Source organism: Desulfobaculum sp. SPO524 (assembly GCF_044987625.1).
GTDB lineage: Bacteria > Desulfobacterota > Desulfovibrionia > Desulfovibrionales > Desulfovibrionaceae > Desulfobaculum.
The window spans coordinates 139,660-153,093 of sequence record NZ_JBJDSB010000001.1; the positions used below are offsets into that span (position 1 = coordinate 139,660).

6 protein-coding genes and 2 tRNA genes are annotated in these 13,434 nt (G+C 57.4%); 6 read left to right on the plus strand and 2 right to left on the minus strand.

The features are described from left to right. Nucleotides 1–303 precede the first annotated feature (303 nt). Together ACI3L3_RS00560 and ACI3L3_RS00565 are read left to right on the plus strand one after the other, a co-directional pair. On the plus strand, nucleotides 304–2,205 hold the full coding sequence (locus ACI3L3_RS00560) for a non-ribosomal peptide synthetase (protein WP_404843148.1): 1,902 nt from the start codon (nucleotides 304–306) through the stop codon (nucleotides 2,203–2,205). Between the two features lie 11 nt (nucleotides 2,206–2,216). Then, nucleotides 2,217–8,981, plus strand: coding sequence for an AMP-binding protein (locus ACI3L3_RS00565; RefSeq protein WP_404843149.1), 6,765 nt, complete (start codon nucleotides 2,217–2,219; stop codon nucleotides 8,979–8,981). 312 nt (nucleotides 8,982–9,293) lie between these two features. Here ACI3L3_RS00565 and ACI3L3_RS00570 read toward each other — a convergent pair. Together ACI3L3_RS00570 and ACI3L3_RS00575 are read right to left on the minus strand one after the other, a co-directional pair. Beyond that, nucleotides 9,294–9,370, minus strand: a tRNA-Val gene (locus ACI3L3_RS00570). Nucleotides 9,371–9,500: 130 nt separating this feature from the next. Then, nucleotides 9,501–9,577 (minus strand) — tRNA-Val (locus ACI3L3_RS00575). A gap of 273 nt (nucleotides 9,578–9,850) precedes the next feature. Here ACI3L3_RS00575 and rfbB point away from each other — a divergent pair. The 4 genes from rfbB to grpE are packed head-to-tail and all read left to right on the plus strand — an operon-like array spanning nucleotide 9,851 to nucleotide 13,410. After that, nucleotides 9,851–10,876 carry a dTDP-glucose 4,6-dehydratase gene (gene rfbB / locus ACI3L3_RS00580; RefSeq protein WP_404843150.1) on the plus strand — a complete coding sequence of 342 codons (1,026 nt, stop codon included), beginning with the start codon at nucleotides 9,851–9,853 and terminating at the stop codon, nucleotides 10,874–10,876. Further along, a complete protein-coding gene (gene rfbD, locus ACI3L3_RS00585) occupies nucleotides 10,873–11,760 on the plus strand; it encodes a dTDP-4-dehydrorhamnose reductase (protein WP_404843151.1) in 888 nt (295 codons plus the stop codon). Before rfbB ends, rfbD begins: the two co-directional genes overlap by 4 nt. A gap of 39 nt (nucleotides 11,761–11,799) precedes the next feature. After that, the gene (gene hrcA, locus ACI3L3_RS00590; RefSeq protein ID WP_404843152.1) at nucleotides 11,800–12,828 is read left to right on the plus strand and encodes a heat-inducible transcriptional repressor HrcA; all 1,029 of its coding nucleotides are present in this window, start codon (nucleotides 11,800–11,802) and stop codon (nucleotides 12,826–12,828) included. Nucleotides 12,829–12,861: 33 nt separating this feature from the next. Continuing rightward, nucleotides 12,862–13,410, plus strand: a complete 549-nt coding sequence (gene grpE, locus ACI3L3_RS00595; RefSeq protein ID WP_404843153.1) for a nucleotide exchange factor GrpE — start codon at nucleotides 12,862–12,864, stop codon at nucleotides 13,408–13,410. The last annotated feature ends 24 nt before the right edge of the window (nucleotides 13,411–13,434 follow it).

Genomic DNA, 13,434 nt, shown 5'->3' on the forward strand with positions numbered 1-13,434 from the left:
TGCGAAACCCTCACACCGGAGCACCTCATCCCAAATGGCACTGTCGTTCGACGCTGAGTACGATAGCGCAACGAGGCGATACAGGGTGCCCTTTTTTGTGTTTTTTATGACCAAAAGTTCACTCCCAGCTTACACACATTGCAAAGAGGCTCTCCCCTGGAGCCAATACATTACTCGACCTGTATTTATGGACAAAAAAACACGTAAAAGGGGCATGACCTGGATTTAAACGTGTGTATTGTCTTCCAATCTCCATATTCAGCTTTACGCAAATCAGACATCTTGACTCGCAAGAGAGGAAACATGGCGACTCATCTCCTAAGACGCTTTACAGACGTCGTGCGCTTAAGCCCCAATACGCCAGCGGTTGTCGAGCCAGAATTCTCCATCTCATATGCAATGCTCGACGAACTCTCCGACAATGCCGCCGCATTCTTAACGCAATCTGCACGCACCGAAGAGCTGCAAAACAGCGCGAAGCGCATGCCGCATTCATTGTCCGTGCTCGGGTTTTATCACAGTCGTTCGGCCCGGCATGTCATCGCGGCAGTGGGAGCGGCCAAAGCAGGCATCCCCTACATGCCCATGGGACTCAACTGGCCACCACACCGCCTCAAGGCTGTCATGGAGAACTGCCATGCATGTCTGCTAGTTTGCGACAACAAAACGGAGACATCCGAATGGAGAGGGGATACCCCCTGCATCACTACCGAAGATCTCATCCATGCCGAGAGCGGTCCCTCGACCTGGGATGCGTCAAAGATGGCCGACGTGTTCAAAGCCCGATATGAAAGCACTCCTCCGCCACTTTATGTCATCCACACCTCAGGCTCCACCGGTGCCCCCAAAGGTGTAGCCCTGCCGCATGACGGTATTTGTGCCAACTTCGTCGGATCAAGGGGCATGCCCGGATTCGAGCCCGGAAAACGTGTCCTCTACGGCGGCGCGCTCACGTTCGACCTCTCCATCATTGAACTGTGGATCAGCCTCCTCAATGGCTGCACTCTTGTCCTCACCCAGGAAGAAACCCTGCTCGACGCACAAATGCTGAAGGCCCATCTCGAAAAATGGAGCATCACCACGGCGGCTATGCCCGTCAGCGTCATGAGCGCCCTGGCGGCGCAAGATGCGCATGTATTTAGCCCACTTGAGATTCTCATCTTCGGCGGGGAACTGCCTAACAAAGACGTTATCAGGTCAATCTTGCACGCCTGTCCCAACCTCGTCATGAATAACTCCTACGGCACAGCTGAAACCTGCGCCGTCGCTGCCGCAGAAAATTTGACGCTCCCCCTGCCAGAGGGACCGCTTCCTGTTGGCAAGCCTTATGGCGATGCCGAACTCTATGTCGTTGATGAGGACCTCACCCACTTGCCCGCGGGACAAATAGGCGAACTGCTTATCGGCGGACCGGGTGTCGGCCTTGGATATATCAACGATCCTGAGCGAAACGCCCGCGTATTCGTCACGGACCCGCAAACAGGACGATACTGCTATCGCACGGGCGACATGGCCTACATGCGGCCTGACGGTCGACTCGTTCTGGTGGGGCGCAGTGACGCGCAATTTAAAATTGGCGGGAAACGAGTCGACCCAGAAGAAATCAGCGCAGCCATCCTGTGCAAGCCGGGCATATCCAGAGTGCATATTTCCTTTATCCGAGGGGAATTCCCCGCCATTGTGGCCTATGTCGTACCCCGGCACTGGAATCCAAGCCACCAGCAGGACAATGCCTTTTCAGAAAATCTGCGCACGGCTCTTCGCAAGGAGCTCCCGGCCTACCTTATCCCCAAGCATATTATTCTTCTGGAAACCATCCCGCTCACAGCTCACGGTAAAGTCGACGAAAAAAACCTGCCTGCGCCACCCGCTATGGACTCTTCCTCTGTGGATAACGACATCTGCGCGGCCTTCCAAACGGCGCTCCGTGAGCGCAACTTCTCCGAAGATGACACGTTTTTTGAACACGGCGGCACTTCGCTGGTGGCAGCGCAACTTATCGCTCACTTCCGCTCCACCCATCATGTAGCAGTTCCCTTCAGCCTCTTCTCCCGCCCCCGCACGGCGCACGTCGTCCGTCTCTTTATTGAAAACACATTAATGACAAGCCAAACGCACCCCATCGCGGATGGGGCCACACCATGCCCCTCGGCGCAGGACGACACAGGCCGCACCCCCGAGAACGAGTTGACCTTTACGATTTAGAGGAAGATGCAATGAATGCCGGATATCCAGCCGAACTTCTTGAATTTATCTACACCCTGCGTAGCGAAGGCGTCGTCCTTGCCTCCGATGGCAAGGAAATGACCTGCCGAGGCCCACGAGAAGCGTTAACACCCGCGCGCCTCAGCACACTCAAAGAAAACAAAAAACACGTGCTGCATCTCCTAGAGGAAGAGCGATGCGCCCTTCAAGAGGACATCCCGCAACTCACCCCAGATGCCCCAGGCCGCTTTCTTCCCTTTCCCCTAACCGATAACCAGCAAGCTTACTGGATAGGTCGCGGCGACTCGCTGGATTACGGTCAGGTCGGCATCCACGCATATATTGAACTGGCAGTGCCGCACCTTGACGTGGCACACCTCGAACACTGCCTTAATATCCTCGTCCAAAGGCATGACATGCTGCACGCTGTCGTTGTCGGCGACGGCATGCAAAAAATCCTTGAGGACCATCCTCCTATCACGGTCAAATACACCGACGCCTCAACCCTCTCAAGGCAGGAAGCGGACCAAATTCAAGATGCTATCCGGCAGGACTTTTCCTGCCGATGCTACGCATTAGAAACATGGCCGCAGTGCGCATACCATGCCGTACGCCTTCCGGAAGGAACCGACGTCCTGTTCATAAGTCAGGACACATGGAGCCTTGACGGACAAAGCTACCGCGTTCTCATGGAGGAGCTGGCCGCCTTGTACCACGGACACCCCCTGCCCCCTGCCCCGAACCTGACATTCCGGGACTATGTCCTCGCTATGCAGGACTTCAATACATCCCCCACTTACCAAAATAGCCTGTGGTACTGGCGGCGTAAGGTTGCAACTCTGCCAACCTGTCCCATATTGCCCACCAAGGCCAAACGGGGCTACCACGCGGACAATCAATGCGCCACCTCAACGACGCCGCAATGCACCCTTGAATTTTCCAGACAAGAAACCTGCCTGTCGGAACATGAACTCGCTCCCCTTCGAGCCTCGCTCAAAGAAAAAGGCATCACCTTGGCGGCATTTCTGCTTACGTGCTATACGGAAACGCTGGGGCACTGGGCCGAAGACACTGCATTCACCATCAACGTTCCGTGGGGAAACAGGCTCCCCGTCCATGCGGATGTGGAGTCATGCGTTGGCGAATTCGCCAGCATGACCTTGATACAATTCGACAGCACGGCAGGCGGAAATATCCATGAACGGTCGCGTGTTGTGATGGAACAACTTTTAGAAGACCTGCAACACAGCCATGTTTCGGGAATAACGCTTTTGCGCGAATGGCGTCAGGCCAATGGCCTTGGCCCTGAAGCCTGCATGCCATTTGTCTTCACCAGCGAAACGGACACTGGGGATGGCGCAAGCTCCTCATGGATGGAACCACTTGAACGAATCGGGCGCATACGCCGCAGCCTCAGCCAAACGCCGCAGGTATGGATTGACGCCCAGTATGCCGTTGTCCATGGAGAACTGCGACTGTCGTGGGACATTTTGACGGGCATTTTCCCTGAAGGACTTGCGGAAAGGATGTTTGACGCATTTTCAACGCTTGTCCGCGCCTGCGCGAGCGATGAAGCAATTTGGCATGAACAATTCCCCGTATCTGCCCTCAACTTGCCCATTCCATACAGCTCCGCCTCAGGCGCTCAACGCAGCGTTCCGGATATCGACATCGCGGCTGTTGTGGAAGATTGGGCAGCTACGCAAGCTGGACGCCCATGCATTCAGGACACCCATGGCACTCTTCTCTGGGATGCCATTCCAGAAAAATTCCACATGCTGTCGGACAGTTTGCGCAAAGGTGGCCTGCGTGACGGCGATGGAATCGCCATTCTTCTCGACAAATCACGCTGGCAAAGCCTCATCCCCTTTGCTGCAAAGCATGCCGGAGGAGTCTGCATCCCCCTTGATGTAGAAAGCCCAGCAGAACGCCTGGCAGCAATCGTGCTTCGCTGCGGCGCGGCTATGGTTGTGACCGACACTTCACTGTACAGCAAAGCAAAAACATTTGGTCTGCCCATCTTTAACGTGGACTCCGGCACATGGTCGACGAAGAGCCTTTGGCCCACACAGCGCCGTACATGGGATGCGGACACCTTCTGCATCATCCACACCTCAGGCAGCACCGGCATTCCCAAAGGGGTAGAATTGCCCTTCCCTGGTATTCTCAATGTACGCGACCACATGAAAGACTTAGGACTTGGAACCGACGATGTGGTCCTCGCGCTGTCCCCCCTACAGCACGACATGTCCATTCCCGAATACATGGGCAATATGCTCTGCGGCATGTGCGCGGTCTATCCCACGCCCAGCCTGCGCAAAGACCCGCAGCACTGGTTTGAACTCATCAAGGCGCACCGGATAACATTCTGGCACACTGTGCCTGCCATGCTCACCATGCTTGTAGACTTCTGCCGCGGCCTGCCGGAAAAAGAAGTCACACGCGTTCTCTCCTCCCTGCGCACAATATGCCTCGGCGGCGATTGGACGCCTTTGGAAACAGCCCGCACACTCCTCAAATGGGTGCCCAATGCTCGGATCGTCTCGGTGGGCGGCCCCACAGAAATCACGGTATGGAACGTCACCCACACAGTCACACACGTCGAGGACGGCTGGACAAGCCTCCCCTATGGCACGCCTATCGCCAACTGCGGCTGCACGGTTGTAGACACAGCAGGTAATCCCCGCCCCCGCGGGGTTGTTGGCGAGATGTCCTGCACCGGGGCATTTATGTCACCGGGGTATTTCAACGACGCCCAACTGACAAAACAGGCTTTCCCCCTCTGCCCTCAAACTGGCAAACGTCAATTCAGAACAGGCGACATGGTTCGTATGCATGACGATGGCGTTTTGGAATTTGTTGGGCGTAAGGACAACCGGGTCAAAATTGGTGGCTACCGCATAGAACTCAGTGAGGTCGAACTTCATATCCAATCCTTCCCGTCTGTGGAGCAAACGGTAGTGCTCACCCAAACCGGTCCAGCAGGCACACCCGTCATGGTCGCATGGGTCACAGGCTATAGGGAGTGCGACATAAACATCAATGAGCTCAAAACCCATCTTTTACAGACGCTCCCCTCCTATATGGTTCCCGCATTTATTGGCGTATGCCCGGCCTTTCCCGTGACCACTAACGGTAAAGTAGACAGGAAAGCCATCCGCGAATGGCTGTTGCCTCAATCAGCCGAAAACATCAGGCTCGACACGCCACTGCGGGCCACCCTCGCCAAAACATGGGAGGACGTGCTTGGCCGCAGACCAGAATCAGAAACGAGCAACTTCTTTGAATACGGCGGCGACTCCATTACAGCCATTCGCCTCCTCAACAAACTTATGTCGGCCGGTTTGCCCCATCTGAGCATCATGAAGGTTTTCCAAAATCCTTCATTCGCAGCCCTTGCTGACTGCCTAGGGGAAATCAGTGCAAATTCAGACGCCGACACGCTTCCGTCCCTCAAAGAAGCTGCCGCCACCTCGCCCCAACAATCCGGCACACATCCCGCCTCACACGCACAGCAACGCATCCGGGTTGACGAAATGATCCAACCTGTGCCCGGGCTGTACAACCTGCCTTTCAGGTTCAAACTCCATGGCGAAATCAATACCAACCGAATCATCGCCGCATTCCAAACGGCAGTGAACGCCAATCCGGCACTTCGGACGGTTTTTATCGAAATGCCAGAGGCCGACGGCATAACACTCCACCAACAGGTTCTGCCCAGCATCGATGTTCCTTTCGACATTCTGGACTTCCAACAGATGACCCCGGGCAGCGCCGCCGCAGAGTGGATGGCCATAGCCACGCAAAAAGGCGCACAGCCGCTCAGCATGATGGAAGGCCCCCTTATCCGAGGCTTTCTAGCCCTTATGCCTTCGCAAAACGGAACCGCCCAAACAGCTGAACTCCTCCTTGTGGTGCATCATGCGGTCTTTGACGGCTGGTCAATGAAGCTCTTTCTGGAACAATGGCAGCAGGCTATGACCAAGACAGAAGTCCAGCCAACGCCATACTCTTACGGCGACTTCACGCGTTGGGAACGCTTGCCAAAGGTTGCCGAAGCCATGAAGCACCACACGGCAGCATACAGCGCAGCCCTGCGCGAAATCGATGCGCAACCAGCGGGCTTCCATTCAAGCCTTGCCTCAACAGAAGAACACCTCCATGGCACAAGGGGTCGCCAATGCTTCCATAGGCACACAATGCCCCGCGCCCTCTCAGAGCGCGTACGCCGGACCGCGGTGCAACAAAAGGTCACGCCGTTTATCTTCCTCCTGGCCAGCTTCGGTCTGCTGACCTCTCGCCATACGGGAAGCGAACGTATCATCCTTGGCACATACTCCGCACAACGCTTCCTCCCGGATCTGGAAAACATCGTAGGCATGCTGGTCAATCCCCAGCCTCTAGCCTTTAACTTTGAGGGGGCCCATAACTTTCAGGATATTCTAAATGCCGCGCACAAAGGGCTAATGCTCGCCAAAAAGCATGAACTTGCCCCGTTCGAATTATTGGTGCGGGACCTTGACGCAAGCACGGACTCATCCGGTCAAGCTCTCTTTACCATTACCTTCAGTCAGGACAACACGGATAAAACCCCGATTTCGGCCGGTGATGTCACCTTGTCCATCGACGCAGGCGGAGACCACAAAAGCAGCATGGATATGGAGGTTGCTCTGCATGAAGCGGACAACAGCTTCGGCTTTGTCGTCATATTCAACGACGCAGTGATTGCCCGGCCGCATGTGGAGGCGCTCTTTGCCAGACTCGATCACATTGTCTCCCAGTTCACCCATGACCCCATGCTCCCCCTCTCCGACGTCCGCTACTGCTTAGAACACGAGACAACACTTCTTGACGCCATAAACAATGACGCCAATGCCCCTTTACACCATGCGTCCCTGTGGGCATGGTTTGTTGAAACTGCGCGTCAACATCCACACCAAATCGCCACAATGGAGCACGCTGACGGGGTGCGGCGGGAATATTCCTATCTTGATATCTATGCCCGAGCGATAAGCATATCGGAAGCCATGGAAGAGGCACTCCCCGCCCTTGGTGACGATTCCTCTCCCCTGCATCCTCACGTGATGGCGCTCTTCATGTCGCGGGGAACGGAGCTTGCCGCTGCCATGCTCGCGGCGTGGAGACTGGGCATAGCAGCAATGCCCATCAGCACCACGCTTCCGGCCCAAAGAGCACGGGCCATACTCAAGCACTCTGCCCCCAGCATCCTTGTCGCGGGTCGCACCGACGATGCCACGCACCTTTGCTCGCCCCCGGACAACACGTTCTCCGGGCCTATTCTTGCCACGGAACAATGCCCACACCGCCAACTCAAGGAATCCGCCCTCACAGCGGAACAGCCAAGAGACACCACGGCACACACGGCCTGGGTCATCTTTACCTCCGGTTCCACTGGCAAACCTAAAGGGGTAGCGCTCTCCCATGCCGGTCTTATCGGACGGCTTGAATGGGGTGCCCAAAAGATGCCGCCGCTTCACGGGGAAAAAGGCGGCTCCAAAACGGACATGGCCTTCGGCGACTGCCTCTGCGAAATCTTCGGGCCGCTCCTGTACGGCTTCCCTGTATACTTCATGGAAGAGAAGCACATCGCTCATGTGGACACGCTGTACGAAACCATCAAAACGGAAAAAATCACGCGTCTGGTCGCGGTGCCGAGCCTCTTGCGCGAATTCGTCGGCATAGCGCGCCAGCGCAACGAGTCCTTAACAAGCCTCAAGTACGTTGTTTCCAGCGGGGAGGCCCTCCCCGCTCTCTTGGCCGATGAGGTCCAAAACATGTGCCCTTCGGCGAAGGTCTATAACTTCTACGGAAGTACGGAAATAACCTGCGACGCGGCGTGGCATCACTTCTCTCCATCCACACCCAAAACCGCTGCCATTCCGGCAGGCAACCCCATCGCCGGTGGCCGCATTCAACTTATGGATCAAGCCCAAGCCGTCCTGCCACCTACCATGCGCGGACAAATATGCATTCGCGGTAGGATGGTCTGCCAAGGCTATCTTCAGGAAGATGGGAACATTTCCAAAACCAACGCGTTCTTTACGCATAATGGTGAGCCTGCCTTTAACACTGGCGACATGGGCATTTGGCTGAAGGGTGGTGAGCTTCTCTGCCTCGGCAGAACAGACCGTCAAATTAAAATCCGTGGACAAAAAATTGCCCCACAAGAAGTAGAAGCACAACTGCTGGCCGCAGGCGGCATTCAACAGGCCTCCGTGCTGTGCATTGACGACAACGGAAACGACAGTCTAGTCGCATGCCTTGCCACTGGCCCTGGGAATATGCCTCACGGCTACAATACTCCAAAGATGGAAATCCTCCCCCCCGCGTTGCGCCGCCACCTCAAAGACAAGCTCCCCCCGGCCTTCATTCCCCGCTACACACTGTGGATGGAAGACATGCCGCGCATCCATACGGGCAAAGTCGACCACACAGCGCTCTGCACAATGTGCAAGGAAGGACTAACCCTTCTGGTGGAGCAAACTAGCCAACAGCCTTCTGCTCTTGACGACGGCCCAGCGAGAGCCCTGAGGGATTGGTGGGTCGACATGTTCCATGTTCACCCCGCAAGCGACAGCAACTTCTTCCATGACGGTGGCAGTTCCTTGCTTGCTGTTCGCCTGATCCATTTTCTGCAGCAGGAATTCGACATCTCGATGAATGTTCGTCAAATATATAATGCAGTTACGTTCTCTGGCCTTCTACAAGCCATAACGGACATACAATGCAACGACGAAGAATGGGAAGAAATATGACCAGCAGAAGACCGTACTCATTTGGAAATGGCACACAGACGGTGAACGCTTCTCAGATCAGCTAACAAAAAGAATCACCCGCCGTCACAATCACAGTGTCCCGGGAGAGACGCGGCGGACAAGGGCTTGCCCCCTCTTTGTCCCCTCACACTCCTCGCCTGCCTGCAGGAACCTTAAGAAGGCACAAGCACGTGAGACATGAAAGGGGGATGCTGCACAGCCGCAAAGCGGCGGCAGCATCCCCCCTTTCAGGAAGCAAAAGCCCATACAATAAAAAACCCCGGCCTTTTCAGACCGGGGTTTTGAAATCGATGGTGGGCGATACTGGATTTGAACCAGTGACTTCCACCGTGTGAAGATGGCACTCTGACCAACTGAGTTAATCGCCCGTTTTTTCTACGGCATTCAGCCGAGAATGTTTTATGCCCGACAAGCTGCGGGTTGTCAATGCTGCGGCATTGGCTTTCGCGGCTTTCTCCCCGATGTGGGGACGGGCTGTCGGGACCCGGAGGAGCAAAGTGGTGGGCGATACTGGATTTGAACCAGTGACTTCCACCGTGTGAAGATGGCACTCTGACCAACTGAGTTAATCGCCCACTTTGCCATGCATGCGACTGCACCCTGTCAATATTGCATGACTTCGTGCTCGTGTCGCTGCGGGAAATGGTTGATAGCTCCACAGCCCCCAAAGGGTCAAGGGATTTTTTCATTTTTCCCCAAATGGACCTTTTTTCCTCCGTAATTGCCGGACTTTGCGGACGGGCAATTTTACGCTAGAGTCTGCGCTGTACCGGAGATATGGTCCGGACTCCCGCACGGGGCGGGGCTGGCGCACATGCCAGCGGCAACCAGCAAGCAAAGGATTGGACATGCGACTGCTCGTCACCGGTGGATGCGGATTCATCGGTACCAATTTCATTTACCATATGCTCGGCACCAACCCGGATGTCGAAATCGTCAACGTTGATAAACTGACCTACGCCGGAAACAAAGCGAACATGATTCCGCTGGAACAGTCCGAAGAAGGCAAACGCTACGCCTTTTGCCGGGCCGACATCGCGGACATGGACGCCATGCGCGCCATCATCGCCGAGCACAAGCCCGATGCCGTGGTCAACTTTGCCGCGGAATCGCACGTGGACCGCTCCATCCACGACCCCTCTCCCTTTGTGACCACCAACGTCCTCGGCGTGCAGACGCTTATGACCGCCGCCATGGACGCCGGCATTGAACGGTTCGTGCACATCTCCACGGACGAGGTATATGGCACACTCGCCCCGGACGCGCCCGCCTTTACCGAAGGCCACCCCCTTGAGCCAAACAGTCCGTATTCCGCCTCCAAGGCCTCGGCGGACCTGTTCGTGCGCTCGTTTTGGAAGACCTACGGCTACCCCGCCGTGATCACGCGCTGTTCCAATAACTATGGCCCGTGGCAGTTCCCGGAAAAGCTCATCCCGCTGATGATTACCCTCGCCGAGCAGGACAAGCCCCTGCCCATCTATGGCGACGGCATGCAGGTGCGCGACTGGATTTACGTCACCGACCATTGCCGCGGCGTGGAAATGGCGCTGAAGGCCGGACGCCCCGGCGCGGTGTACAACTTTGGCGGCAATGCGGAAAAGGCCAACCTCGACGTGGTGCGCGCCATCTTGTCCGCCATGGGCAAGCCCGATGACCTCATTTCCTATGTGAAGGACCGTCCCGGGCACGACCGCCGTTACGCCATGGATTATTCCCTCGCCAAGGACGAACTTGGCTTTGAGCCGCTGTACGACTTTGAGCGCGGCCTTGCCGAAACCCTCGCATGGTACACCGACCACCGCGCATGGCGCGACAGTGTGCAAAGCGGCGAGTACCGCTCCTTTATGGACGACTGGTACGGGGAAAGACGATGAGCGAAGAGCAATTACCACGGGCGCTTGTTCTGGGCGGAGCCACCGGACTGCTGGGCATGGCCCTGAAAAGCGCCCTGACCGCAAAAGGCTGGGACGTCACCACCACCCCCCGTCCCGGCGACTGGGCCTTTGACGTGGAGCGGCTGCGGGACTTTATTGCCACCGCGCGCCCCGACGTTATTTTCAATACGTGGGCCTACACACAGGTGGACCTTGCCGAGGACGAACCCAAGGAAGCCCGCCGCGTCAACGCCATCCTGCCGGGCATTCTGGCCCGCGCTGTGAAGGATATGGACCTCACCCTCGTGCACTACTCCACGGACTTCGTCTTTGACGGCAAAAAGGAAACACCCTACGCCGAGGACGACACCGTGGCCCCGCGCTCCGTCTATGGCGAAACAAAACGCGCCGGAGAGCAGGCCCTTCTGGCCGAGGAGCTTCACCGCCTCATCATCATCCGCACCGCGTGGCTGTTTGGCCCGGACAAACGCAACTTTGTGCGCACCATGCTGTCCCTGTGCGCGGAGCGCGACACCCTCGGCGTGGTGCACGACCAAGTGGGCTCGCCCACGTACACGCCGGACCTTGCGGTCTACTCCCTCGCCCTTGTGGAATCCGGCGAAACGGGCATCTTTCACATCACCAACTCCGGACGCGCCAGTTGGTGCGAACTGGCCTGCGAGGCCGTGCGCTCGGCGGGCCTACCCTGCACGGTCACGCCCATTGCCACGGACGAGTACCCGCAAAAGGCCACACGCCCGGCATTCTCCGTACTCGATACCAGCCGCTTCACCGCGGCCACGGGCATCACGCCCCGGCCATGGGTGCATGCCGTGCAGGAATACGTGTACAGTGAAACGGCACCGGAAACGCCCATAGACTAGACAGCACCGGACGCCAGCCGTCCGCAGCGGAAAACCACCATGCCCCTGAGTTCACGTGAGACAGCAGTCCTGACCACCATTGTCGAGGACTACATCCGACAAGCCACGCCCCAAGGCTCGCGCACCGTTGCGCGGCGCTGTGGGCTTGGGCTGTCTGCGGCCAGCATCCGCAACACCATGGCCGACCTCACGGAAAAGGGCTTTCTGGCCCAGCCGCACACGTCCGCGGGGCGCGTTCCCACGCCCCGCGCCTTTCGCCTGTATTTGGATACGGTCCTCACGCCCCCGGAACTGGCGGGCACGGAGCGCGAAGTCATCCGCGAGAGTTTGGACAAGGCCGGGCTGGAGATTGCCGACATCCTGCGGCAGTCCTCGCGGCTTTTGGCCGCGCTGTCCCAGCAGGTGAGCATGGTGCTTGCACCCGGACACTCCGACGTGCGCTGGCGCAGCCTCGACTTTGTCCCCGTGCGCACGGGGCTGGTAATGGCCGTGCTGATCATGGAAGGCGACATGGTGGAGCACCGCCTTGTGCCCGTGGAGCACGGCGTCACCCGCGACGACCTGACGGCGTTCAGCAACTACCTGAACCACCACTACGCCGGAAAAACCCTCGGGCAGGCGCGCGCCCATATCCATTTGGAACTCAAAAGCGCCCACCGCCGCCTGAACCGCCTGTACCTGCAGGCGCTGACCCTTGCCCGCGACACCTTTGAGATGGACGCGGAGCGCGACTTCTACCTTGATGGCACCGCCCACGTCCTGACCCAGCCCGAATTTGCGGACGTGGACACCATGCGTGAACTGCTCCAGCTTCTGGACGAACGTTCGCGCCTGCTGGAACTCTTGGACGGCACCATCGATGCCGGGCACACCAACGTCACCTTCGCCAAACACGACCCCGCCATTTCCAAAGGCCCCTACGGCCTCATTTCCGCGCCATTCGGCGCGGCGGACACCAGCAAGGGCGCTCTTGGCGTCATCGGTCCGCTGCGCATGGACTACGCAAAAATTCTCCCGGTGGTTGACTTCACCGCCCGGATGCTTACTGAACTTCTCAGCAATCGCTAACACCAGCACATCCAAGCGATCCTGGAGACCGCAATGACAAAGAAGCAGAATGTTGAACCTGCCGAAACCGAGCAGGAAACTCCCGAAGTGGAGGAAATTGAACTCACGGACGAAGAGCTGAGTGCCCTGTGCGCCGAGCGCGTCTGCCCCGAATGTCCGGAAAAGAAACACGCCGACGACGAGCGTCTGCGCCTGCTTGCGGATATGGAAAACACCCGCAAGCGCCTTGAGCGCGACAAGGACGAGTTCCGCAAGTTCGCCGCCGACAAAATTCTGGGCGACATGCTGCCCATTCTGGACAACCTGGACCTTGCCCTGCAACACGCACCAGACGACGAAGCCTGCAAGAACTTCGTCCTTGGCGTGCAGATGACGCACAAGATGTTCCTCGACACCCTTGCGGGGCACAACCTTGAGCCTGTGGGCGAAGTGGGCGAGGAATTCTCCCCCGAAATCCACGAGGCCGTGGGACAGGAAGAGCGCGAAGGCATGGAGGCCGGGCGCGTCGCAACGCTGATGAAAAAGGGCTATAGGCTCAACGGTCGCCTGCTGCGTCCGGCCATGGTTGTGGTGAGCAACTAACCCCCAACCAACCCCGTCGCCTGC

Bases quoted from the DNA above. Each gene is read 5' to 3' on its own strand.
- ACI3L3_RS00560 (WP_404843148.1), top strand. From the start codon at position 304: ATGGCGACTCATCTCCTAAGACGCTTTACAGACGTCGTGCGCTTAAGC.
- ACI3L3_RS00565 (WP_404843149.1), top strand. From the start codon at position 2,217: ATGAATGCCGGATATCCAGCCGAACTTCTTGAATTTATCTACACCCTG.
- rfbB (WP_404843150.1), top strand. From the start codon at position 9,851: ATGCGACTGCTCGTCACCGGTGGATGCGGATTCATCGGTACCAATTTC.
- rfbD (WP_404843151.1), top strand. From the start codon at position 10,873: ATGAGCGAAGAGCAATTACCACGGGCGCTTGTTCTGGGCGGAGCCACC.
- hrcA (WP_404843152.1), top strand. From the start codon at position 11,800: ATGCCCCTGAGTTCACGTGAGACAGCAGTCCTGACCACCATTGTCGAG.
- grpE (WP_404843153.1), top strand. From the start codon at position 12,862: ATGACAAAGAAGCAGAATGTTGAACCTGCCGAAACCGAGCAGGAAACT.